This is a genomic window from Dictyoglomus thermophilum H-6-12 (genome assembly GCF_000020965.1).
Taxonomy (GTDB): domain Bacteria; phylum Dictyoglomota; class Dictyoglomia; order Dictyoglomales; family Dictyoglomaceae; genus Dictyoglomus; species Dictyoglomus thermophilum.
Window position 1 is genome coordinate 1,681,697 of sequence record NC_011297.1, and the last position, 22,686, is coordinate 1,704,382.

Below are 22,686 nucleotides of genomic sequence, written 5' to 3' on the forward strand. Positions count from 1 at the left end.
GCTATCCCTCCACCGTCAAGCCTATATTGTAAGCACCAAGGAGTGGCGACAAACTTGCAATTATAACTTGACCAGACAAATTAGAGATAAATTTCTCCAGTAAGTGTGGATCCAATACATTTATAGGATCATCAAAGAGGAATACAGGCTCATATAATTTTGTCTCCTCAATAAGTTTTCTAAAGGCAAGTACTAAAGAAAGATATAATAATCTCTTTTGTCCCTCAGAAGCAAAATACTTAGCAGGATTGCCTTTATAGTAGAATATATAGTCATCATGTACATGAGGACCAACGGTAGTTGATCCTCTTGCTATGTCCTCCTCAATATAATCTGCTATATTTTTACCTTTAAATTCAGAGACATATTCTACTTTGAACATAGGATCAAGATACTTTGATAATTCTTTTATCATAGCTTCCCTCTTCTCCACTATTTTTTCTGCCAATGGTTGCATTTCTTTTGCTAAGTATATCACATAATCCCTATCTATGTTTTCAGATTTTAAAATTTCATTTCTCTCGTCAAGAAGCTTCTCATAATTTCTCAATATCTCATAATACTCAAGATCTAAGAGAGAGAAAATATCATCAAAGAAATCTCTTCTCTGAGTTGCATAACCGTCTATCATTGCATAGTCCTTAAAACTAAAAGGTATTGCTATGAATATCTCTTGAATATCTCTAAATCTTTTTACTTTAAAACCATTAAGATATGCAGTTTTTTCCTTCTTTAATTCATCATAATAATAGTTAATAGTAATTTCATGGTGCTCCTTTCCAGTTAAAACTTTACCCGTTATTTCAAAAAACTTTTCACCAATTTTAATAAGTTGATAATCTCTGGCACTTCTGAAAGATCTTGGGTTTGATAAGTAGGCAATTGCCTCTAAGATAGAGGTTTTACCAGATCCATTAGGCCCATAGATTACATTAATACCATCTTTAAAGCTTGTACTAAAATCGGAGAAATTCCTAAAATTTTTCAAAGAAATACTCTCAATTAACATTCTCTTCTTGTCCATTCTTTCACCCCCTCTCAGTAGAAAATCTTAAGATATATTAATTTTTTCTATATATATTTTAGAAAAATAAATAAAAAAGTCAATATCAAAACTTGACCTATAAGCTATAGTAATGTGGTCAACCTTGACATTTTAAATATAAATTATAAACTTATATATGGTTTAGCACTCTCACTATTAGACTGCTAAAACACAATTAAAGAGGTGAAATAAAAGATGGAAGAAAAAGATCTAATAGAAGAAAATGAACAAGAAAAAGAAAAGCCCGAAGAGTATGTACCCAATGAATGGGAGATAAAATATGCAAGACTCCAGGCAGAATTTGAAAATTTTCGTCAAAGACTAAGAAAAGAAAAGGAAGAATGGCAAGAGATTGCTAACGCAAAACTCTTAAAGGAAATTGTGGAGATAATGGATAACTTTAAACTTGCTTTAGAGTCTATAAAACATACACGAAAAAAAGATGCCATAATAGAAGGTGTAGAGATGATATATAAACAATTTGAAAACCTTCTTGAAAAAGAGGGTGTAATAAAAATTGAAACAGTAGGAAAAATTTTTGATCCTAATATACATGAGGCTGTAGGAGTAGAAGAAGTCTCTAATGGAGAAGATAATATTATCCTCAAGGAAATTTCTCCTGGATATCTATTTAAAAATAAATTATTAAGACCTGCAAGGGTTATAGTCTCAAAAAAGATACAAAACAAGGAGGTAGATAACCATGGCGAAAATAGTAGGAATTGATTTAGGAACTACAAACTCTTTAATAGCTTATCTTGAGGGTGGAAGACCTACCATAATACCAAACGCCGAGGGAAGCAGATTAACACCATCGGTAGTTGCCTTTACAAAAGATGGGCAACTCCTTGTAGGAGAACCTGCCAAAAGACAGGCAATAGTTAATGCAGAAAGAACTATTAAATCCATAAAAAGACACATGGGAACAAACTACAAGGTAAAAATTGATGATAAAGAGTACACACCTCAAGAAATATCTGCAATGATTCTGAGAAAACTCAAAAAGGATGCAGAGGCATACTTAGGGGAACCTATAGAGAAGGCAGTAATAACTGTACCAGCATACTTCTCCGATGCCCAGAGACAAGCCACAAAAGATGCAGGAGCTATTGCAGGGCTTGAAGTAGTAAGAATAATAAATGAGCCTACTGCAGCTGCCCTTGCTTATGGTCTTGATAAAGAAGGACATCAAAAGATCCTTGTCTTTGACTTAGGAGGAGGAACCTTTGATGTCTCTATCCTTGAAATTGGAGAGGGCGTATTTGAAGTAATAGCTACTGCAGGTAACAACAGACTTGGTGGCGATGACTTTGATGAAAGAATTGTCAATTGGCTCGTAGAGATGTTCATGGAAGAGCATGGAATCAATCTCAAAGAAGATAGAACTGCTCTACAAAGACTCTTTGAAGCAGCTGAAAAGGCAAAGATAGAACTCTCATCTAAACTCCAAACAGAAATAAATCTCCCCTTTATTGCAATGAAAGGAAACACTCCTTTACATATCTCTGTAACTTTAACCAGAGCAAAATTTGAAGAGTTAACCTATGATTTGGTAGAAAAGACTAAAGAGCCTACCGAAAGGGCATTAAAGGATGCAGGTCTTTCTCCATCTCAAATTGACAAGATAATTCTTGTAGGTGGAGCTACAAGAATGCCATGTATACAAGAATGGATTAAGAAACATTTTGGGAAAGAACCACAAAGAAATGTCAATCCCGATGAGGCAGTAGCTCTTGGTGCAGCTATTCAAGCAGGAGTAATCGGAGGAGAGATTAGAGATATAGTATTGGTAGACGTAACTCCTCTTTCCCTTGGAATTGAAACCCTTGGTGGCGTATTCACAAAGATTATTGAGAGAAATACCCCTATTCCTGTATCTAAGAGCCAGATATTCACTACTGCAGCAGACTACCAGACCAGCGTAGAGATTCATGTATTACAAGGAGAAAGAGCTCTTGCCAAGGATAATATCAGCCTTGGAAGATTTATCTTAGATGGAATTCCACCAGCTCCTCGTGGTGTTCCTCAAATAGAGGTAACCTTTGATATAGATGTAAATGGAATTGTACATGTTTCAGCAAGAGATAAGGCTACTGGCAGAGAGCAAAGAATAACTATATCCAATGCTATTAGACTCTCAGAAGAAGAGATTAAGAGAATGACCGAAGAAGCAAAAAGGTTTGAAGAAGAAGATAGAAAAAGAAGAGAAGAGATTGAAACCAAAAACCAAGCAGAACATCTAATATATACAGCAAGAAAAACTCTTAAAGATTATGGAGACAAAGTAAGTAAAGATCTGGTACAAAGAGTTGAAGATAAAATAAAGAACTTAGAAGAGCTGATAAAACCTGAAAGAATAAATGTAGAACAAGTTAAGAAAGGTATGGAAGAACTTACTCAAGCTCTGGGAGAGATAGGACAATTTATGTATCAATCAGCAAGTGCTGCGGGTAATCCAGGACAAGGACAAACCAATGAAAATCCTGGAGGTAAAACCATAGACGGAGACTACAAGGTGAATTAGTATGCCAACCAAAAAAGATTATTATGAAATCCTGGGTGTGCCGAGAAACGCCACCCAGGATGAAATAAAACAAGCATATAGAAGATTGGTAAGACAGTATCATCCTGACTTAAACAAGGATCCTTCTGCCCACGAAAAGTTTAAAGAAATAAATGAAGCTTACGAAGTACTCTCTGATCCTCAAAAAAGAGCCCAATATGACCAATTTGGACATGTAGGAGATTTCTCAGGATATGGAGACTTTCAAGGAGGATGGCAACCCGGAGGCTTTGACTTTGGAGATTTAGGAAGAAATTTTGAGGACATTTTTGAAAACTTTTTTGGAGACAGCATCTTTGGAGATCTTTTCGGCAGAAGAAGAGAAAGGGAAAAAGCCCCAAGAAAAGGAGCAGATCTAAGATACGACATAAATATCACCTTAGAAGAAGCAGCCTTTGGAAGCGAGAAAGAAATATATGTAACAAGGCTTGAAACATGCCCTACTTGCAAAGGAAAAGGGACAGAGCCTGGAACAAATCCTGTAAAATGTGATATGTGTAATGGAACAGGACAAATAAGAAATATGAGACAAACTCCCTTTGGCCAATTTGTTCAGATAACCACATGTCCCAAATGTCATGGTACGGGACAGATAATAATCAATCCGTGCCACGAATGTCATGGTACAGGAAAAGTAAGGAGAAAAAGAAGAGTTGAATTTAAGATACCTGCAGGGGTTGATGAGGGATACGTAATAAGACTCGCAGGTGAAGGAGAACCAGGTGAAAATGGTGGACCTAATGGGGATATCTACATACATATTCATATAATTCCCCATAAAATATTCAAAAGGGACAACGAAGACATATGGATGGAGCTTCCTATAGACTACCTTATAGCCTTATTAGGAGGGGAGGTAGAGGTACCTACCTTAGAAGGTAAGGAAAAAATATATATAAAACCTGGAACCCAAACAGGAGAAGTAATTACCCTAAAAGGGAAGGGAATACCCTACTTGAGAAATAAAAATCAAAGAGGAGACCAAAAGATTGTTGTAAAGATAACTGTACCCCAAAACCTATCCCCAAAGGAAAAAGAGCTTCTCCTTGAGATAGCCAAACTCAGAGGAATAAATATAGAGAAGGATAAAAACATATTTGAACAGATAAAAAAAGCCTTTAAGGGTGATAATTAATATTTCTCATAAAAGTGAATCAATCTGTTTCTATACTCTGCCATTTTAATAAGATTTTCTCTCGCAAAAGTCTCTGGAACAGCTTCAGGCACTCTCGATAAAATATGATTTCCTATATCAAAAACTGCCTCTAATGGCCTTCTCAACATCACTATCTTCTCTTTCGATTCCTAAAACAGTCTCTCTCCATAGAATATGAAGTACAAAATAAAAAGCCCTCCCCAAAATGGGGAGGGCTTATAGTTTTTATGCTTAGAATCCAATCATTAACTTGCTTTCTGCGAAGAATTTGCCTCTTACATCTACACCCCAGAGATCATCTGCACCAGTTAGTACTCCTCTCTGCCATCCATTGTTACCATAGTCATCCATGTCAAAGCCATAACCAAGAGTCAAGTCATGGGATACATTACCACCAAGGCTGACAGACCATTTTGCAAATCCACCAAAGAGAGTATCTGGACCATTAGCTACTGCAGCACCATAGGATAAGCTTCCTACTGGGACTGGTGCAGATCCAGAAACATAAGCAAATATGGTGTAAGTGTTAGAAGTATCATACTCTGCATATGCTTTTACGTTGGGCACTACGCCATCAGCAGTAACTGATAATTTTACTGTTTGAGCTTGAAGTTTATAGTTACCATCTACTGTAACTTTTCCACCGAGAGCTTTTACTGTTGCACCAACAAGTTGCTCAGGATTGCTTGCTGCCTCACCATAAACAGTTAAGGATACAGGAGTGGTTACTGGTGTTACAGAACCACCAACTGCCCAAGCAGTAATTGTTCCTGTCGCAGTATTCTTTTGAATTAAACCATAGGCAGAAACAGAAACTGGTTGAGCTACGGATACTTCACCTTTTACGGCAAGAGCTGCCTCGGTCCAGAAATTGGACTTCCCCCAATTATTTTTTGGAGCATAACCTACAGTAACTTTAACGGGTGCTTGAGATAATACTACGTTAATTCCTGTATCTGGTAAAATATCTGGTACTAATATTGTGCTAATATCTGGAAGGGTTCCCTTGCAGAAGGATATATCAAGAAGCCCTGCTACTTTGGAGAAGGTGATGGTTCCAGTTGGAGCTGCACTACCACTCAAATCATTTGGTAAATTCACTTTGAATGTAGCATTTACGCTACCAAGGTTGGAGCTTCCAGAGAGAGAGAATGTTAAATTACCAGAGCCCCAAGTTCCCCATGCAAGACCATAGCCATCAGAGAATGGTAAAAATCTTGTATGGAAACCTACTCCTATCCAACTTGATGTGCTAACATTAGCAGCAAATGCAGGAACTACTAAAAGAGCTAAAACTAACAACCAAACCAATTTCTTCATCTTTCCTTGACCCCCTTAGGATTTTTTAATTTTTTATAAATTTTTATAACTCACTGGTAAGTTCCGAAATCTTCCCTTACCAGTCTGCCTTTCTTGAGTGGCACCTAAAGGTCTCCTCTTCACCTCCTTTCTTGCCACCCAGAAAAGCTTTAACTGATTGTTATTTTACTAAAAATCTCTTTTATGTCAAGTAGTCAATAATTAGCTACTTTTATTAAAAATGCAGTGATATAATTAAAATAAAATGTCAAATAGATTATTGAGCAAAAAACAAAAAGAAGTCTTAGAATTCATAACCTCTTTTTGGAAAAAAGAGGGAAGAATTCCCACTGTAAGAGAGGTTACCAAAGCTCTTGGCCTAAATTCTTCAGGATCTGGATACTTCCACATGAAAGCCCTTGTAGAAAAGGGATATCTATCTCAGGATAAAAATGGTAGATTTTATTTAAAAAACCTAATAAACGAAGAGGTAATCTATCTTCCCTTAATAGGTACCATAAGAGCAGGAATACCAGTAGAGTCTCCTGAATATATAGAAGAATACATTCCTGTTCCTAAAAATTTTGTAAAGATTCCTGAAAAATCCTTTTTATTAAAGGTCAGAGGAGATAGTATGGAAGGAGCTCATATATTAGATGGAGATCTTATTATCGTACAAAAACAAGATACAGCCCAAAAAGGAGAAATTGTAGTAGCTCTAAAGGATGGAGAATCTACCGTAAAATTTCTTTCCGAAAACTATGGAATACCCTGTTTAAAACCTGCAAATCCCAGATATTCAGAGATATATCCTCCTTTTAAAATAATTGGAAAAGTAGTTGGAGTAATAAGGCTTTTCAAATAATAAGTTAAATGCTATAATTTAAACAGAAGATTTTGGGCGAGGAGAAAGGGAGAACCGCCCTGACTCTTTTGAGTTGGGGCGGTTTTTTATTTGTATGGAAAAGGAGGAGTGTCCCATGTATGACGTAATAATAATAGGTGGAGGCATTGTAGGAGCACTAATTGCAAGAGAGCTTTCCTTTTACAATCTTTCCCTCCTTCTTTTAGAAAAAGAGTCCGATGTTGCCATGGGAGCAACAAAGGCAAATAGCGCTATAGTACATGCAGGCTACGATCCAATTCCTGATACTCTAAAAGCAAAAACCAATGTAGAGGGAAACAAATTATATAAAAACCTATGTGAAGAATTAGGAGTACCTTTTAAAAGAATAGGAGCCTTTGTCCTTGCCTTCAATGAAGAAGAGCTAAAAATTTTGATGGAACTTAAAGAGAGAGGAATCAAAAATGGTGTTCCAGAACTATATATACTAAAAAGAGAAGAGATCTTAAGTAGAGAACCTAATATAAATAAAGATGTAAAATATGCCCTCTTTGCACCTACCTCAGGAATCACTAATCCTTTTCTATTAACCATCAATGCCATAGAAAATGCCATAGAAAACGGCCTAAGTATAAAGCTAAATGAAGAAGTAATAGATATTAAAAAAGAAGAAAGCGTTTACCAAGTAATAACCGATAAAAATATATATTTAACAAAATACATTATAAACTGCGCTGGAATAAATTCAGACAAAATAATAAAAATGCTTGACCCCGATTATCCCTTTGAGATTACCCCAAGAAAAGGAGAATATTTAGTATTAGACAAAAAAGCAAAAGATTTTGTAAAAAGCACGATTTTTCACGTACCTACGAAAAAAGGCAAAGGAGTACTCATAACCCCAACGGTAGAAGGTAATATCTTAATTGGTCCTAATGCGGAAGAGATTCAAGAAAAAGAAGATAAAAGTACTACTTTGGAAGGACTTTATGAAGTTAAGGAAAAAGCCAGAAAATATTGTGAAAATATACCTTTTCACTTGGTAATAAATACCTTTGCTGGAATAAGAGCTTCAAGCACTCATAAAGACTTTTTTGTAGAAGAAATTCCTGAATTTAAAAATATCCTTCATATAGCAGGAATAGATTCGCCAGGCATAACCTCTGCTCCTTCCCTTGCAAAAATGGCGTTAAATTGGCTTATGGAAAAGGAAAAAATTACACCTAAGAAGAATATAAAAAAGACCATTAATAAAATATCTTTTAAAGATCTTAGCGATGAAGAGAAGGAAAGATTAATTAAAGAAGATCCAAGATGGGGACATATAATCTGTAGGTGTGAACATGTAAGTGAAATGGAGATTATCTCTGCCATTCATTCTAATCTTCCAGCCACCACCCTCGAGGCCATAAGAAAAAGAACCAGGGCTGGAATGGGAAGATGTCAAGGAGCCTTCTGCGGATATCATATTATGAAGATCCTCTCAGAAGAGTTAAATTTACCCCTAACCAAGATTACCTTTAAAGGAAATAAGTCCTATATGGTGAAAATGGAAAATAAGGCGAGGTGGAAATATGTTAAAAGAAGTTGATATAGCGATCATTGGAGGGGGACCTGCAGGGCTTTCTGCAGGGATATCCTCAGGAAAAAGTGGAAAAAAGGTATTAATCCTTGAAAGGAATGATGAACTTGGTGGAGTACTTAATCAGTGTATTCACCCTGGATTTGGACTTGTATATTACAAGGAGGAACTAACAGGGCCTGAATATGCCCAAAAACTAATTCAAGAAATTAAAAACTTAGAGAATGTAGAATACTTTCTCAATACTATGGTACTCCAGATAAAAGAAGATAAAGAGGTTATAGCAGTAAATAGTGATGGACTTTGGAGGGTAAAAGCAAAGGCAATAATATTTTCTACTGGATGCAGAGAGAGAACTCGAGGAAACTTACAAATTCCAGGAGATAGACCTTCAGGCATATATACCGCTGGAACTGCCCAAAGATTAGTTAACATAGAGGGATACCTTCCTGGAGAAAAGATTCTTATCTTAGGATCAGGAGACATAGGACTTATTATGGCAAGAAGACTTCTATGGGAAGGAGCAGAAGTTATTGGAGTTGTGGAGAAACTTCCCTATCCTGGTGGTCTTACAAGAAATTTAGTTCAATGTTTAGAAGACTATAATATACCACTCTATTTAAAGCATACTGTGGTAGAAATAAAAGGCAAAGATAGAGTTGAGGGAGTATACATAGCCCCGGTAGATGAACAGGGGAATCCCATATTAGAAGCCAAAAAATTTATTGAGTGCGACACTCTACTTCTTTCTGTAGGATTAATACCTGAGAATGAACTTTTAGAGAGTTTAAATATACCTATTGATCCTAAAACAGGTGGTCCTTTGGTAGACCAAAACCTATCTACATTAAAGGATGGCTTTTTCTCCTGTGGAAATTCTCTTCTTGTAAATGACTTAGTAGATTATGTTACTATGCAGGGGATTTTAGCAGGAGACTCTGCTGTAAGGTTTATAGAGGGCAAATTAAAAATAGAAAAGAGAGTTAAAGTAGAAATCTCAGGAAATTTGAGGATAATTGTCCCTCAATATGTATCCTATCCTATAAATTCTGAGGAAATAACCTTTTATATGAGAGTAAAAGAACCCCAAAAAAGTGCAAAACTCATATTACAGGATGAGAAGAAGAAATTGAAAGAGTGGAGATATCCTATGGTAAAACCAGCAGAAATGATATTAGTAAAGCTAAAAACAGAGGATCTTAAAGAAATAGAATACTTAGAATTCTCCATGGAGGGGTGATACTATGAAAAAAGAACTTACCTGTATCGTATGTCCTTTAGGTTGTAATTTAGAGGTAGAAATTATTAATAATGAGATAAAGGTAAAGGGAAATAAATGTGATAAGGGAAGAAAATATGCAGAGGAAGAGATTAAAAATCCCAAGAGGGTTCTTACCACTACAGTAAGAGTTAAAAATGGGAAATATAATGTAATTCCTGTAAAAACCACAGGACCTATCCCCAGGGATTATATCTTTGAAGTTCTTAAAAGACTTGCAAAAATAGAAATAGAAGCCCCTGTACCGCAAGGCTTTAAGGTATTAGAAAAGATATATCAGGATGTAGATGTAATCACAACCCGACCTATGGAGAAAAGAGAAACTACCAAAAACCCTAAAGATAACCAGAATAAAGCATCAAACCCTATATAATTTATTATAAAGCCATTAAGAATATGCATTATGGAAGATAAAAACATAGTCAATGTATTGCTCACAGCAAGGTACACTGGAAGTTCCTCCTTAGGAGAGATGGAAGTTATTAGAAAACCAGAAGTCAAAATATTAGAAACAAAGGTTAGGTTTAGCAGAGCAAAACCAGAAAGTAGAAAATATATATTTTTAAATATCAAAGTTAAGAACAATCCTAAAATACCTAAAACCATTCCTAAGGAAAGAGTTTCTTTATATCCCAATATTCTTGTCAGCTCACCCAGGATATAATTACCTATAATGCTTACTGTTATAGCAACTAGGTTAAAAATGGTGACAAAATTATAACCCTTGAAACTTTTTGTAGCATACACAATAAAATAAGAAATTGAAGTCAAAGAAAGACCAAGAAAAATAAGAGAAAAGACAAGATTCTTAAAATTTGAATCTTTTTTGAGAGAAGAGAAGGCATTTAAAAGAAATGTCTTTAAAGAGATAGAATCTTCAATGGTTTCGTCCTCAGGCTCATCGATAATATAGAAAAGTAAAGCATCAACAAGTAAAATTATCATCCCTGTAGAAAAGATGAGAACAAAGTTATAGGGAAAAGAAAACCTGGTTAGATATAAATTTAATACATAAGTAGTTAAAATAGCTACCAAATTTCCTAAGGCACTGCCTCTTCCTATGATTTTTCCTCTTTCCGAGTAAGGGATAATCTTATTTATAATACTAAAATAAAAAGGTCCATAAGTCCCTACGAACATATTAAAGATCCCATAAAAGAATAAGAAAGCATATATAGTAAAAGAGTTATCAAAATTCTTGATCAAAAAGGGCAAAATTAAGGAGAAAATTAAGAAGGAAATTCTTTGCACAAAAAGAAGCTTTGCAAAAATTTTAGCCTTTAATTTTAATCTTTGGACAAATCTTGCTACCAACAAAGAAGGTAAAAAACTACCCAAGGTGACAAGAAAGTTAGCAAAACTTATATGAAAATTTGATGCAGAAAGGGAGATAAGAAAATAAGGCACCACAGTATTTATATTCAAAAAGATCATTCCATTTATAAAAAGAGCAGGATCAATAAAGGCTATAAATCTATTCTTGCCAGATCTTTTCAAAAGTAAACCTCCTCTACTTAATTTTGAAAAGATTATATCATAACAATAAACTAAGATTGAGCCAAAGTTAATCTTACCCAAGGGATTTCGTATAAAAATTATTGACAAAGAATTGGCTTTTTAATATTATTTTTACCTAAAAAGTATGAAATGGGGTGTGAAAAATGAAAATCGCAAATAGTGTAATAGAGCTTATAGGAAACACTCCTCTTGTAAAACTGAACAAAATCACAAAAGATTGCTTCGCAGAAATATTGGCAAAGCTTGAATCCTTCAATCCAGGAGGAAGCGTAAAGGACAGAATTGCCCTTTCCATGATAGAGGAGGCAGAAAAATCAGGAAAATTAAATAAAGACAAGATAATAATAGAGCCCACCTCAGGAAATACAGGTATAGGGCTTGCAATGATAGGAGCTATAAAAGGATATAAGGTAATCTTGGTAATGCCAGAGAGTATGAGTATGGAAAGAAGAGCTCTACTTAGAGCTTTTGGTGCAGAACTAATTTTAACTCCTAAAGAGGAGGGAATGAGGGGAGCAATTAAAAAGATGGAAGAGATAATTAGTTCAGATCCAGAAAAATATTTTGTGCCTATGCAGTTTGAAAATCCTGCAAATCCCGAGATTCACAGAAAAACTACAGCAGAGGAGATATGGAGAGATACCGAAGGAAAGGTAGACATAGTAGTATGTGGAGTAGGAACTGGAGGCACTATAACAGGGATAGGCGAAGTCTTAAAAAATAAAAATAAAGACATAAAAATCATAGCAGTAGAACCTGAAAAGTCTCCAGTACTCTCAGGAGGTACCCCTTCACCTCATAAAATTCAAGGGATTGGAGCTGGATTTATCCCCAAAGTATTAAATATAAATATCATTGATGAGATAATTACTGTTAGCGACGAGGATGCTATTGAGACTGCCAAAAGACTTATAAAAGAAGAGGGTATACTCTGTGGCATATCCTCAGGAGCAGCCTGTTTTGCAGCCCTTAAAGTAGCAAAAAGGGAGGAAAATAAAGGCAAAAGAATAGTAGTAATTCTACCTGATACTGGAGAAAGATATATTTCTACAGAACTTTTTGATGAATATAGATATTAGTAAGTAAAAGAGCTTCCTCCTATAAACTCCCTTAGTATAGAAGTCATAGGAACTTCCGTAGGGGACAAAGGAAGAAAATGAGAAAGAATATCAAGAATTCTTTTTGCCTCTGGATATTCTGGATAATAAGGAGGAATTGCTTTCAACATTGGTTCTGCAAAAGTTTTGAGAATTGGAAACTCATAAACTAAGGCTGAATTAAACATAACATCTGCTCTCTCTTGGGTTGGAAATATATAAAGATCCTCAGCCCTTCTTACTGAAGGCCATTGCCTTATGGAGTCTATTACTCCATATCCTCTAAAAATGCTATCCCTTACCATTCTTCTTATTAGTCTGGAATCAGTCGTAGGTACTCTATTCTGATTGTCTATATTCAAATGAGTTAAAGCACTAACAAAAATATGATATTTCATATATCCGGGCACAAGATTGGTCATATCAGGATTTAAGGCATGAATTCCTTCCATAACAACAATACTTCTATCCTCAAGCTTTACAACCCTTCCTGATTTTTCTCTTCTCTTCTTTTGGAAGTTATATTTAGGAAGCTCCACTTCTCCTCCATTCATTATAATATTCAAGTGCTCATTTAAAAGGGCAATATCTACTGCGTTAGGATTGTCAAAGTCATAATTTCCAAATTCATCCCTTGAAATATACTCAGGAGGCAAGAAATAATCATCCATTTCAATAACAATAGGTTTTAAACCATTAACTTTAAGCTGAATCTGAAGCCTTTTACTAAAAGTAGTTTTACCTGCAGAAGAAGGACCAGCAATTAATACCAACTTTAAATCGGGAAGTTTTGAACAAATTTCATCGGCTATCTGGGCTATTTTCTTCTCGTGAAGAGCCTCTGCCACTTTTATTACCTCAGAGATCTCTCCCCTCTCAATAGCCTCATTTAAAGAAGAGACATCTACAAGGCCAAGAATCTCAAGCCAATTTTTATATTCATAAAAGGCCTGAAAAAGCTTTACTATCTCTCTAAATTCACTAATTTTCTGAATGTCTTTCTCATCGGGAAGAATTAAAATAAAGCCCGGTTGATAAAGTTTTAGATCAAAGGTCTTTAAAAAAGAAGTTGATGGAACAAGAGGCAAAAAGGAATATTCATAATGGTCATCAATATAGTAAAGAGGAATTTCTTTAAAGGGTATATACTTCATCAGTCTAACTTTATCTTCTTCATTCTTTTCCTTAAATATCTTTAGGGCTTCTTCCTTTGTTACCAGTTTCTTTTGAATAGGTAGGTTCTTCTCTACGAGTTCCCTCATTTTTTCCCTTATTCTATCAATATCTTCTCCTTTAGGTACATAATTTTTAAACCTACCATATAGGCTTCTATGATAGGAATGCTCTACTAAAACCTTTTGTTCTGGCATTATCAAAGAAACCGCAAAGTTAAGAAGAAAGATATAACTCCTCTCTAATATTCTTCTCCCAATATTTGATCTACTACCAATAATATCAAGTCTTACATCATCCTCCACCATATAGTTTAAAGTCTCAATATCTCCATTCACTTTTACCGCTACAGGAATCTCGCCAGGATTTAAAAGTTTTTCTAATATTTCAGGATAAGAGTTCAAAACTTCTATAACAGGTTTTGGTTCTTCTATCTCCGTTCTTATAGCTCCCCTAAATTCAATATTTATCATTTCTCGAAATCCTCCAAAATATAATTGTATATGTTTTATTTTAATTCTATAATAAAGTATTCTCAATTTAAAGAAAGGGGTTGAAAAACTTGAAAAAAATCTTAACTTTCCTAATTTCCCTATTGATGATACTAACCTTTTCTTATGCCCAAAGTTCAGAATTAAAGCTAATAGGAATAGCAATTGCAGAAAATGTAGGCGAAGATGATTATGGTCTAACTTCTATTGATGGATTGTTTAGCATTATACATTTTGAAAAACTCCCTGATACTGACACTTTTCCTGTATACTCCAGATGGATGGGCTATGGTAAACACGACATTGAAATAAGCATCTTAACTCCTGAAAAAGACAAGGTTTTAGCCTCTACCGATGATAGTTTTGATCTGGAAAGAGAAAATGAAGTAATATACTCGGTAGGATACTTAAAAGATGTGGCCTTTGAAAATTCTGGTATATATTGGATCCAGGCAAAAGCAGATGGAAAGGTTTTAAAAGAGATACCAATCTTTATCTTACAAGGCGATGAGGATATAGATTCAGAAGGCACCGATACAAATCCTATCGCTATTTTTTCTTTACCTTGTATAGAAGTCTACGAAAATGACAATGGTTTAACCTCTCTTGCTGGAGTATTTGAATACTACACCACCTATGAGCTTCCCTTTGAGGATACTTTTATAATTGCCAATGGATATCTCTCAGGAGAAGGAACTTTTACTCAAAAATTTGAAATACTTTCTCCAAGCGGAAAGGTTATCTATTCATCAGAGCCTCAAGAATTTGAAACCAATATAGGATCTGTAGTAACAGTTGCAGACAAGGTGGAGAAAATAAAGTTTGAAGAAGGAGGAGATTATATAGTAAAAGTTTATCTTAATAACCAAGAAGTATTATCTCATGTGATAAAAGTAGTGGTGCAAGAAGAATAACAAAAGAGTAGAAGAGTAAGAGGCAAAATTGCCTCTTACTCTTCTATTTTTGCTAAAATATCTGCCTTACTCAAAATAAGATAATCTTCACCATCTATTTTTATTTCTGTACCAGAATACTTTGCAAAGATTATCTTATCACCCTTTTTCACCTTAATAGTCTCATCATCTCCTACTTCTATAACTTCTGCAATCTGGGGTTTCTCCTTTGCCACATCGGGAAGAATTATACCTGAGGGTGTTTTTTCTTCTTCCTTTACAATTTTTACAAGAACCCTATCCTCTAACGGTAAAACTCTTTTCATAGTTAACACCTCCTATAAAATTATTTCAAACCTAATAATCTATCGATCTTAGCCCTATCAAAGCCCACCACAATATGGCCATTTATATCTATAACAGGAACACCCATTTGCCCTGATTTTCTTACCATCTCTTCAGCTGCTTTTCTATCCTTAGAAACATCCACATCATAAAACCTTATACCCCTCTCCCTAAAATATCTTTTTGCAGCATTGCACCAGGGACAACTTGGTGTAGAGTATACTATTACTCTTAAATTACTATTCATGCCCTTTCACCTCCTTCTTAATATACCCTACAGGGTATATTACAAAAATATAGTAAAAAAGTCAATTTAAAAATATTTTAAAAATTTCCAAATAAAACTTATGTTATACTAAAAACAATAAATTCCTTTTAAGGAGGTTAGAAAGATGCCTTTAGTAAACCCAAAAGAACTATTTCAGAAATGTTATGGTAAATATGCTATAGGCGCATTCAACGTAAACAACATGGAAATACTCCAAGGAGTAATTGAGGCGGCTAAAGAAGAAAGATCACCTCTTATTCTTCAAATTTCAAAAGGAGCAAGAAATTATGCAAAACTTGTTTATCTCATGAAACTTATTGAGGCAGCCGTTCAAGATGCTCCCGATATTCCTATTGTAGTCCACTTAGATCATGGAGACAGTGTAGAACTTTGTAAAGAAGTTATAGATGCTGGCTTTACCTCTGTAATGATTGATGGATCTCACCTTCCCTTTGAAGAAAATGTAAGAATAACCAAGGAAGTTGTAGATTATGCTCATCCCCGTGGGGTTGCAGTGGAAGGAGAATTGGGAAGACTTGTAGGAGTAGAAGAACATGTAGTAGTATCTGAAAGAGAAGCAACCTATACTGATCCAGATAAAGCTGTGGAATTTGTAGAAAGAACAGGAGTAGACTCTCTTGCTATCGCTATTGGTACTAGCCACGGTGCATATAAGTTTAAAGGAGAGCCAAAACTTGATTTTGATAGACTAAGAGAGATAGCAAAAAGACTACCTGGTTTCCCATTAGTACTACATGGAGCCTCCTCAGTTCTTCCAGAATATGTGGAAAAGGCAAACCAATATGGAGCAAAACTTGGTGGAGCAAAAGGAGTACCAGAAGAGATGATAAGAGAGGCTACCAAGATGGGAATATGTAAAGTAAACATTGATACTGATTTAAGATTAGCCGTAACAGCCACTATAAGAGAAATCTTTGCCCTTCATCCCGAGGAATTTGACCCAAGAAAATACCTTGGTCCAGCAAGAGAAGAGGTTAAAAAATTAGTAAAACATAAGTTAAGAAACGTTCTTGGATCTAGTGGAACCATTTAATTCCAGCTTATAAAGGGGGAAGTTTAAGCTTCCCCCTTTATAATTTCAATGCTCTTCTTCAAATCTTCTTTACTATCCTTTAATGAGTTAATCTCCAAAATTATTGTCCCATCAAAAGTTCTTAAAAAGTCCATATACTTTCCAAAACTAATATTACCCTTTCCTATAGAGAGATGTTCATCTTTTTCTCCGTGATTATCATGAATATGAATATGGGTTATGAAAGGTTTCAACAAATTCAAACTATAATCGATACCCTTTTGATAAATATTAGCATGTCCAAAATCAAAACAAACTTTTAACTTTCCATCAAAGCCTCTAACAAACTTATAAAAATGATCCACGCTACTAAAAACATCATTATCATCAAAATATGTATTCTCAATACATATCTCCATATGGTACTCCTCAGCCTTCTCAAGAATAATATTTAAAGACTTTTTTAATCTCCTTTGAGCAAGAAATGTTAACACAAAATGTTTTAAAGGAACACTTCCTGCATGAAGTACCGCCCTTTTAACTCCTGCCTTACCCCCATATTCAATGGCTTTTAATATAGACTCTACACTTTTTCTCCAAATTTCATCATTAAAAGATGCCAAATTTATATCAATATAAGGAAGATGCATGGTAAGGAAAACATTGTTTTTAATTGCAAAATCTTTTATAGATTCAGGCTTTTCACAAAATCTACCGTTATAGAAAAGAATCAAATCTCCAAAAAGTTCAAGAGTATTACCCCCAAGTTTTTTAGTAATACTTATGGCTCTATTTACAGAAAAGGTCTTTAGTGATAAAAATGAAAAACCTATTTTCATGTTAAAGGTATTATATTATACTATATTAGATTATGAAGAAAATCTTTGTAGTTTTTATTGCATCAATAATATTGTTAATAAACTTAACCTTTGCTACGGAGGTTGAGCAAAACTCTTATTTTGATGCAAAATCTTCCTCCTTAGGCTTTACTTTCGTTACCCTTGATAGTGAGGGAGAAACTTACTTTTTTAATCCTGCCACACTATCTTTAAAGAAATTCTCATATTTCGCTCTTACTTTTGATAATACTTCTAATAGTCCTAATTTAAAACTGTCTTATTTTTATCCTTCCACTACAATTTACGCTATAACAGCAGATTTGATTATAGACAAAGATACCAAAGAGTATTCCTTAAAGAACATAAGAGGCGCCATTGCCTTTCCTCTCACTTCCTATATATATTTGGGAACCAGTGCCGTATATTCAGAAGAGGAAAATTTAGTAAAAGGAAATATTGGGTTAATATTAAAAATTGGCGACTTCCTACGTACAGGAATTGTAGGAGAAGGTTTTACCATTGAAAAAATTTCTGATCAAGTCTATAAAATTACTTTAGCCTTAAGATATGACATAGGTTTGAATCTTTCCCTCTTCAATAACACTACAAATATTTATTTAGATCTCGTAGATGTAGAAAATTTTAGTAACAATAAGGATTGGAGCCTTTTGAGATTTGGAATTGAACAGAAATTAGGAAACATATTGGTAATAAGAATAGGCTCTAGGGGAGATATTACAAACTTATCTAATTATACCTTAGGAATTGGGTTAAATTTAAACAGGCTCAGTTTAAGCTTTAGCCTTTTCTCTGAGAATACAGAAGATAGTAATAACTCTAATGAAAGCCTAAAAATAAAGTACAAATTAACAGGAACTTTAAGGTTTTAATAATCAATTCCCCACCTTGCTAATATTCCCCGACTATAAGGATGCTTAACTTCTTTCATCTCAGTAACAAGATCTGCTAACTCTATAATTTCCTCAGGCATATACCTACCTGTAAGTATTATTTCTACTTTTTCTGGTTTATTTTTTAAAAATTCTAAAACCTCCTCTGTGGATATTATTTTATAAAAAATAGCAAGACTTATCTCGTCAAGCACTATCAAGTCGTAATTCCTAACTACACTCTTAACTCTTTCCCATCCTCCTCTTATCACTTTAATATCCATATCGCTTGGTCCTTCTTTTCCTATAAAACACTCACGACAATTATTACATTCCACCACTTTTTCCCTTATACCTGAAGAGTAGATACAATCCCTGCCAAATTGCCAAAAAGTCACATTATGAGAATTTCTGAAAAAAAGAAACTCACCTGTAAAGCTATTACCCTTTACAAATTGCACAAAAAGCACCTTAAGTCCATGACCTGCCGCCCTTATGCTTTGCCCAAGGGCGGCAGTAGTTTTACCTTTTCCTTCCCCTGTATAAACCTGCACCAAACCCTTTGAAAGCTCTTTACTTACAGACATACATAATATACTTCTTTAATATTTTCTATCTCTCTTAACTCTTTAAGAACCTTTTCATCAACAGGATTATCAATAACAAGCACCATTACCGCATCTTTACCAATTTCTTTTCTTCCAACCTGCATTGCAGCAATATTTATGTTATTCTTACCAAGTACAGTGCCTACTTTTCCTATTATACCTGGCCTATCTATATGGAAGGCAATAAGCAAATATTGAGAAAGAGCAAGATCAAGATAATAATCTTGTATTGCTAAAACCCTCTCTTGTCCTCTACTTACAGTACCTGAAACATCTATAATTCCTTTTTCTGTCTTTAATCTCAACCTTATTGAAGATCTATAAGTGTCCATTTCTTCAGTCCTTACCTCTACTATCTTTAGTCTCCTATCCTTTGCCATAGCCATTGCATTAATTAAATTCACATCTTCTCCTAAAATAGGCTCCAAAAATCCTTTAACCACTGCAGAAGCAAGAGACGTCTCAATTTTTTGAGCTAAATCTCCGCATATCTTTATCTCTAATTCCTCAGGATTAGCATTAGTTATCTGAGCTAAAAGTTTACCAAGTTTTTCTCCAAGTTTAACAAAAGGTAATATATCAGGAGATATCTGTATTGGTAAGTTTACAGCATGACTTACCATCTCTCCCTTGAAGAACCTAATTATATCCTCTGCAACTATAAGAGCTACCTTCTCTTGGGCTTCTTGGGTTGAGGCTCCAAGATGAGGAGTTAACACCACATTATCCAAAGTTAATAGAGGATTATCAGGATTTATAGGCTCGTTCTTGAAAACATCAAGAGCAGCTCCAGCAATTTTTTTCTCCTTTAGCACTTCATATAGAGCATCTTCATCTACCAATCCACCACGAGCACAGTTGATTAGATACGCCGTAGGCTTCATCATTTCTAACTCTTTTTTGCCTATAAGATTCTTTGTCTCCTGAGTTAAAGGAAGATGCAACGAGATATAATCTGCCTCTTTAATTAGAGAATGCAAATCACTGTATAATTCTACATCTAATTCTTTTGCCTTTTCAGGAGAAATAAACGGATCATAAGCAATAACTCTCATCTTAAAGGATTTAGCTCTTTTAGCAACCTCTGAGCCGATCCTTCCAAGTCCCACAAGCCCTAATGTCTTCCCATAAAGCTCATTACCAATAAAACTCTTCCTCTCCCACTTACCTTGTTTCAATAAAGAAAAAGCTTGGGGAATTTTTCTTGAGATAGCCAGCATCAAACCAATAGTATGCTCACATGCTGCTATAGTATTACCTTCAGGAGCATTTATTACGAGTATTCCTTTTCTTGTAGCCTCTTCTACATCTATATTATCAACACCAACACCAGCTCTTCCAATAACCTTTAGATTTTTAGCCTTTTCGATAACTTCTTTAGTCACCTTTGTCTCTGATCTTACCACCAGAGCAGAATAATCCCCTATTATATTTAAAAGCTCTTCCTTAGGTAATCCTGGCCTATAATCTACTTCAAAAAATTCCTTTAATTTGTTTAATCCACTCTCTGCTATAGGATCCGAAACAAGAAGTTTATATCTTTCCACCTGATACCCCCTCCAATCTCTTCTAATTCTTATAATACTCAGCAAAAATCTCTTCTGCTACCTGTGTACCTTTACCTTTCAATCCCTTGTATCCCATATTTTCCAAAGCAATCTCAATGGCTGAAATCGCCACCAATATATCTGTTGGCTCTACATATCCCACATGTCCAACTCGGAAAATTTTACCTTTAAGTACTCCTTGTCCTCCAGCCAATACCACTCCAAACTTAGTCCTTATATATTTTCTTAATTCGTCAGGGTTAACATTCTCAGGAGGAATAATAGGGGTCACTGTATCCGATGCCCATCTTTCATCGGCAAGGAGTTTTGTAACACCAAGAGCTTTCACTGCCTCACGTACTGCTCTACCTAAAACTTGATGTCTCTTGAAATTCTGTTCCAAACCTCTATTCAAAATATTCTCAAGAGCTTTTCTCAGAGCAAAAACCACCGATACAGCAGGAGTAAAAGGTGTGGCTCCCTCTTCTAAGAATTTTTTGGCCTGCTTTAGATCAAAATAAAAACGAGGAAGGTTGGCTTTCTCATTGTACTTCCATGCAAGCTCACTTACCGAAACCATAGCAAGCCCAGGAGGAGTTTCAAGAGCTTTTTGAGAAGCTGTAACTACCACGTCAACTTTTAAATCATCCGTGGGAAGGTCTATAGCCCCAAGAGAACTTACAGCATCAACTACAAGGAGTCTTTCAGGATTCTGCTTAACAATAGGAGCAAGTGTCTTCAAATCATTAGTTACGCCTGTAGAGGTTTCATTATGAGTCAAAAAAACACCTTTAACATCAGGATTTTCTTTTAGAGCCTTCTCAAGAATTTCTGGTTCAACCCCCTTACCAGGTTCACAATCAATAGTTTTCACATTTAATCCGTATGCTTTACATATTTTTGCAAATCTTTCACCAAAAACTCCACAAACACCTACTAAAACTGGATCTCCTTGAGAAAAGAAGTTTACTACTGCAGCCTCCATTCCACCTGTTCCAGATGCGGTAAGAATAAGCACATCATTTTGAGTCTTAAATACCTTTTTCAGAAGTTCAGTAGAGGTTTTAAGTACATTAGCAAACTCCGACCCACGATGATTTACCATTTCCCTTGCCATTTCTAAGAGTACATCCTGAGGCACAGGAGTTGGTCCTGGGATCAATAGATAATTTTTGGGCATAAGAACTCACCTCCAATACTTTTTACTCAAATAATAATATAACTCCGCATTTTTCTTAATATGTAAAATCTCTTCTTCAGTCACACTCCTTACTATCTTCCCAGGAACCCCAATGACCACAGAGCCTTCTGGAATCTCTTTACCTTGAGGAATAAGAGTACCTGCTCCAATAATAGAGTTCTTCCCAATAACTGCATCATCAAGAATGATTGCCCCCATCCCAACAAGAGTATTATCCTCTATTTTACAACCATGAAGTACTGCGGAATGTCCAACAGTAACGTATTTACCTATATATACTGGTTTTCCTTCGTCTACATGGATAACCACATTTTCCTGAATATTAGTATATTCATCAATAAAGATGGAATCTAAATCTCCCCTTATTACTGCAAAATCCCAAATATTTACCCCCTTCTTGAGTGTAACCTTGCCTATAACAACGGCACTTCCAGAGATATAAACTTCACCCTCTATTTGGGGCAAGTTTTCCTCAAAAGGTCTTAACATTTTTACACTCCTTAGCAAAAAGGGGAATTTCTTTAATAAAGAAATTCCCCTTTCACCATTGAAAGTTAATTTTCTTTTATTCTATTAAAGGAGTAAAATTATATCAAGATAGGAGAGATTAAAGTTTATTTAAAAGAGTTTAGGAGGACAAATCTATTTTAAAGATGTCATTTATTTTTTCTTCCTCAAGAATTTCTGTGGTTCCTAAAAGTATTCCTCCCTCTTCAACAGATATCTTTCCACCAAGTTTCAAATCACCCTTAAGTTTTCCCGTAGAAAGTATCTCTATAGACCCCTTACAAATAACATTACCTACAATTTCGCCTATTACTATTACCTTATTAGCTTTTATATTACCTTCCACATAACCTGTTTTTCCCACCATCACTGTATCCTTAGCTTCAATATCCCCCTTAAATCTCCCATCGATTCTTAATGAGGCCTTAGAAATAATTTTTCCCTCCACTTCACTCTGAGGTCCAATAACTGTCTCCATTACTTCAGGTTTCTCTTTTCTACCCAACAT

At 35.0% G+C, this 22,686-nt stretch carries 24 protein-coding genes; 11 read left to right on the plus strand and 13 right to left on the minus strand.

The genetic code is table 11. The features are described 5' to 3' along the window. Position 1: 1 nt before the first annotated feature. Positions 2-1,024, minus strand: coding sequence for a DNA replication/repair protein RecF (gene recF / locus DICTH_RS08335; RefSeq protein ID WP_012547414.1), 1,023 nt, complete (start codon positions 1,022-1,024; stop codon positions 2-4). Between the two features lie 216 nt (positions 1,025-1,240). Here recF and DICTH_RS08340 point away from each other — a divergent pair, with 216 nt between their 5' ends. The 3 genes from DICTH_RS08340 to dnaJ are packed head-to-tail and all read left to right on the plus strand — an operon-like array spanning position 1,241 to position 4,743. Continuing rightward, positions 1,241-1,771, plus strand: coding sequence for a nucleotide exchange factor GrpE (locus DICTH_RS08340; protein WP_012548548.1), 531 nt, complete (start codon positions 1,241-1,243; stop codon positions 1,769-1,771). Continuing rightward, entirely contained in the window at positions 1,749-3,569 is a 1,821-nt protein-coding gene (gene dnaK / locus DICTH_RS08345; RefSeq protein ID WP_012548685.1) for a molecular chaperone DnaK, read from the plus strand. Before DICTH_RS08340 ends, dnaK begins: the two co-directional genes overlap by 23 nt. Position 3,570: 1 nt before the next feature. Continuing rightward, entirely contained in the window at positions 3,571-4,743 is a 1,173-nt protein-coding gene (dnaJ, locus tag DICTH_RS08350; protein ID WP_012548192.1) for a molecular chaperone DnaJ, read from the plus strand. Here dnaJ and DICTH_RS09990 read toward each other — a convergent pair. Together DICTH_RS09990 and DICTH_RS08355 are read right to left on the minus strand one after the other, a co-directional pair. Continuing rightward, positions 4,740-4,892 (minus strand): HepT-like ribonuclease domain-containing protein, encoded by a 153-nt coding sequence (locus DICTH_RS09990; RefSeq protein WP_012547802.1) that lies wholly within the window; start codon positions 4,890-4,892, stop codon positions 4,740-4,742. The genes dnaJ and DICTH_RS09990 overlap by 4 nt on opposite strands. A 103-nt stretch (positions 4,893-4,995) precedes the next feature. Continuing rightward, positions 4,996-6,084: a hypothetical protein gene (locus tag DICTH_RS08355; RefSeq protein WP_012547602.1), complete on the minus strand. Its 1,089-nt coding sequence runs from the start codon at positions 6,082-6,084 to the stop codon at positions 4,996-4,998. A gap of 244 nt (positions 6,085-6,328) precedes the next feature. Here DICTH_RS08355 and lexA point away from each other — a divergent pair, with 244 nt between their 5' ends. The 4 genes from lexA (at position 6,329) to DICTH_RS09860 (ending at position 10,141) form a co-directional block, all read left to right on the plus strand. Then, positions 6,329-6,928: a transcriptional repressor LexA gene (gene lexA, locus DICTH_RS08360; protein WP_012546898.1), complete on the plus strand. Its 600-nt coding sequence runs from the start codon at positions 6,329-6,331 to the stop codon at positions 6,926-6,928. A 115-nt stretch (positions 6,929-7,043) separates the two neighbouring features. After that, entirely contained in the window at positions 7,044-8,498 is a 1,455-nt protein-coding gene (locus tag DICTH_RS08365) for an NAD(P)/FAD-dependent oxidoreductase (protein ID WP_012548211.1), read from the plus strand. After that, a complete protein-coding gene (locus DICTH_RS08370; protein ID WP_012546916.1) occupies positions 8,482-9,729 on the plus strand; it encodes an NAD(P)/FAD-dependent oxidoreductase in 1,248 nt (415 codons plus the stop codon). Before DICTH_RS08365 ends, DICTH_RS08370 begins: the two co-directional genes overlap by 17 nt. 4 nt (positions 9,730-9,733) lie before the next feature. Continuing rightward, positions 9,734-10,141, plus strand: a complete 408-nt coding sequence (locus DICTH_RS09860; protein WP_012548634.1) for a DUF1667 domain-containing protein — start codon at positions 9,734-9,736, stop codon at positions 10,139-10,141. Here DICTH_RS09860 and DICTH_RS08380 read toward each other — a convergent pair. Further along, on the minus strand, positions 10,045-11,265 hold the full coding sequence (locus tag DICTH_RS08380; protein ID WP_041723332.1) for an MFS transporter: 1,221 nt from the start codon (positions 11,263-11,265) through the stop codon (positions 10,045-10,047). The genes DICTH_RS09860 and DICTH_RS08380 overlap by 97 nt on opposite strands. Before the next feature lie 164 nt (positions 11,266-11,429). Between DICTH_RS08380 and cysK the strand changes: the two genes are divergently transcribed. Beyond that, entirely contained in the window at positions 11,430-12,365 is a 936-nt protein-coding gene (gene cysK / locus DICTH_RS08385) for a cysteine synthase A (protein WP_012548208.1), read from the plus strand. Here cysK and DICTH_RS08390 read toward each other — a convergent pair. Next, on the minus strand, positions 12,362-14,029 hold the full coding sequence (locus tag DICTH_RS08390; RefSeq protein WP_012546935.1) for a nucleoside kinase: 1,668 nt from the start codon (positions 14,027-14,029) through the stop codon (positions 12,362-12,364). The two genes, cysK and DICTH_RS08390, sit on opposite strands and share 4 nt — an antisense overlap. Before the next feature lie 89 nt (positions 14,030-14,118). Between DICTH_RS08390 and DICTH_RS08395 the strand changes: the two genes are divergently transcribed. Further along, on the plus strand, positions 14,119-14,961 hold the full coding sequence (locus tag DICTH_RS08395; protein WP_012548772.1) for a DUF6941 family protein: 843 nt from the start codon (positions 14,119-14,121) through the stop codon (positions 14,959-14,961). A gap of 35 nt (positions 14,962-14,996) precedes the next feature. Here the strand turns inward: DICTH_RS08395 and DICTH_RS08400 are convergent, their stop codons facing one another. Continuing rightward, positions 14,997-15,266 carry a co-chaperone GroES gene (locus tag DICTH_RS08400; RefSeq protein ID WP_012547996.1) on the minus strand — a complete coding sequence of 90 codons (270 nt, stop codon included), beginning with the start codon at positions 15,264-15,266 and terminating at the stop codon, positions 14,997-14,999. A gap of 20 nt (positions 15,267-15,286) precedes the next feature. Further along, entirely contained in the window at positions 15,287-15,532 is a 246-nt protein-coding gene (locus DICTH_RS08405; RefSeq protein WP_012548547.1) for a glutaredoxin family protein, read from the minus strand. A 145-nt stretch (positions 15,533-15,677) separates the two neighbouring features. Between DICTH_RS08405 and fba the strand changes: the two genes are divergently transcribed. Further along, positions 15,678-16,607: a class II fructose-1,6-bisphosphate aldolase gene (gene fba / locus DICTH_RS08410; protein ID WP_012547474.1), complete on the plus strand. Its 930-nt coding sequence runs from the start codon at positions 15,678-15,680 to the stop codon at positions 16,605-16,607. Positions 16,608-16,630: 23 nt separating this feature from the next. On the opposite strand, the gene DICTH_RS08415 is transcribed toward fba, so the two are convergent. Then, the gene (locus tag DICTH_RS08415) at positions 16,631-17,425 is read right to left on the minus strand and encodes a sugar phosphate isomerase/epimerase family protein (RefSeq protein WP_012548180.1); all 795 of its coding nucleotides are present in this window, start codon (positions 17,423-17,425) and stop codon (positions 16,631-16,633) included. A 32-nt stretch (positions 17,426-17,457) separates the two neighbouring features. Between DICTH_RS08415 and DICTH_RS08420 the strand changes: the two genes are divergently transcribed. Further along, on the plus strand, positions 17,458-18,315 hold the full coding sequence (locus DICTH_RS08420) for a hypothetical protein (RefSeq protein ID WP_012547680.1): 858 nt from the start codon (positions 17,458-17,460) through the stop codon (positions 18,313-18,315). Here the strand turns inward: DICTH_RS08420 and DICTH_RS08425 are convergent. The 5 genes from DICTH_RS08425 to DICTH_RS08445 all read right to left on the minus strand — a co-directional run bounded on the left by DICTH_RS08425 (position 18,312) and on the right by DICTH_RS08445 (position 22,686). Further along, positions 18,312-18,902, minus strand: coding sequence for a cob(I)yrinic acid a,c-diamide adenosyltransferase (locus tag DICTH_RS08425; protein ID WP_012548515.1), 591 nt, complete (start codon positions 18,900-18,902; stop codon positions 18,312-18,314). The two genes, DICTH_RS08420 and DICTH_RS08425, sit on opposite strands and share 4 nt — an antisense overlap. Beyond that, complete coding sequence (serA, locus tag DICTH_RS08430; RefSeq protein WP_012548694.1) at positions 18,893-20,470, minus strand: phosphoglycerate dehydrogenase; 1,578 nt, start codon at positions 20,468-20,470, stop codon at positions 18,893-18,895. Before serA ends, DICTH_RS08425 begins: the two co-directional genes overlap by 10 nt. A 22-nt stretch (positions 20,471-20,492) precedes the next feature. Continuing rightward, entirely contained in the window at positions 20,493-21,650 is a 1,158-nt protein-coding gene (locus tag DICTH_RS08435; protein ID WP_012547873.1) for a pyridoxal-phosphate-dependent aminotransferase family protein, read from the minus strand. A 6-nt stretch (positions 21,651-21,656) separates the two neighbouring features. Next, entirely contained in the window at positions 21,657-22,160 is a 504-nt protein-coding gene (locus DICTH_RS08440) for a gamma carbonic anhydrase family protein (RefSeq protein WP_012547209.1), read from the minus strand. 139 nt (positions 22,161-22,299) lie between these two features. Then, entirely contained in the window at positions 22,300-22,686 is a 387-nt protein-coding gene (locus tag DICTH_RS08445) for a bactofilin family protein (protein ID WP_012548271.1), read from the minus strand.

Excerpts from the sequence above, each read along its gene's own strand:
- DICTH_RS08390 (WP_012546935.1), bottom strand. The coding sequence starts at position 14,029 with ATGATAAATATTGAATTTAGGGGAGCTATAAGAACGGAGATAGAAGAA.
- DICTH_RS08415 (WP_012548180.1), bottom strand. The coding sequence starts at position 17,425 with ATGAAAATAGGTTTTTCATTTTTATCACTAAAGACCTTTTCTGTAAAT.
- lexA (WP_012546898.1), top strand. The coding sequence starts at position 6,329 with ATGTCAAATAGATTATTGAGCAAAAAACAAAAAGAAGTCTTAGAATTC.
- DICTH_RS08440 (WP_012547209.1), bottom strand. The coding sequence starts at position 22,160 with ATGTTAAGACCTTTTGAGGAAAACTTGCCCCAAATAGAGGGTGAAGTT.
- DICTH_RS08355 (WP_012547602.1), bottom strand. The coding sequence starts at position 6,084 with ATGAAGAAATTGGTTTGGTTGTTAGTTTTAGCTCTTTTAGTAGTTCCT.
- DICTH_RS09990 (WP_012547802.1), bottom strand. The coding sequence starts at position 4,892 with ATGTTGAGAAGGCCATTAGAGGCAGTTTTTGATATAGGAAATCATATT.
- DICTH_RS08445 (WP_012548271.1), bottom strand. The coding sequence starts at position 22,686 with ATGTTGGGTAGAAAAGAGAAACCTGAAGTAATGGAGACAGTTATTGGA.
- DICTH_RS08365 (WP_012548211.1), top strand. The coding sequence starts at position 7,044 with ATGTATGACGTAATAATAATAGGTGGAGGCATTGTAGGAGCACTAATT.
- DICTH_RS08435 (WP_012547873.1), bottom strand. The coding sequence starts at position 21,650 with ATGCCCAAAAATTATCTATTGATCCCAGGACCAACTCCTGTGCCTCAG.
- DICTH_RS08425 (WP_012548515.1), bottom strand. The coding sequence starts at position 18,902 with ATGTCTGTAAGTAAAGAGCTTTCAAAGGGTTTGGTGCAGGTTTATACA.
- DICTH_RS09860 (WP_012548634.1), top strand. The coding sequence starts at position 9,734 with ATGAAAAAAGAACTTACCTGTATCGTATGTCCTTTAGGTTGTAATTTA.
- DICTH_RS08420 (WP_012547680.1), top strand. The coding sequence starts at position 17,458 with ATGAAGAAAATCTTTGTAGTTTTTATTGCATCAATAATATTGTTAATA.
- recF (WP_012547414.1), bottom strand. The coding sequence starts at position 1,024 with ATGGACAAGAAGAGAATGTTAATTGAGAGTATTTCTTTGAAAAATTTT.
- dnaJ (WP_012548192.1), top strand. The coding sequence starts at position 3,571 with ATGCCAACCAAAAAAGATTATTATGAAATCCTGGGTGTGCCGAGAAAC.
- fba (WP_012547474.1), top strand. The coding sequence starts at position 15,678 with ATGCCTTTAGTAAACCCAAAAGAACTATTTCAGAAATGTTATGGTAAA.
- DICTH_RS08370 (WP_012546916.1), top strand. The coding sequence starts at position 8,482 with ATGTTAAAAGAAGTTGATATAGCGATCATTGGAGGGGGACCTGCAGGG.
- DICTH_RS08400 (WP_012547996.1), bottom strand. The coding sequence starts at position 15,266 with ATGAAAAGAGTTTTACCGTTAGAGGATAGGGTTCTTGTAAAAATTGTA.
- cysK (WP_012548208.1), top strand. The coding sequence starts at position 11,430 with ATGAAAATCGCAAATAGTGTAATAGAGCTTATAGGAAACACTCCTCTT.
- dnaK (WP_012548685.1), top strand. The coding sequence starts at position 1,749 with ATGGCGAAAATAGTAGGAATTGATTTAGGAACTACAAACTCTTTAATA.
- DICTH_RS08405 (WP_012548547.1), bottom strand. The coding sequence starts at position 15,532 with ATGAATAGTAATTTAAGAGTAATAGTATACTCTACACCAAGTTGTCCC.
- DICTH_RS08340 (WP_012548548.1), top strand. The coding sequence starts at position 1,241 with ATGGAAGAAAAAGATCTAATAGAAGAAAATGAACAAGAAAAAGAAAAG.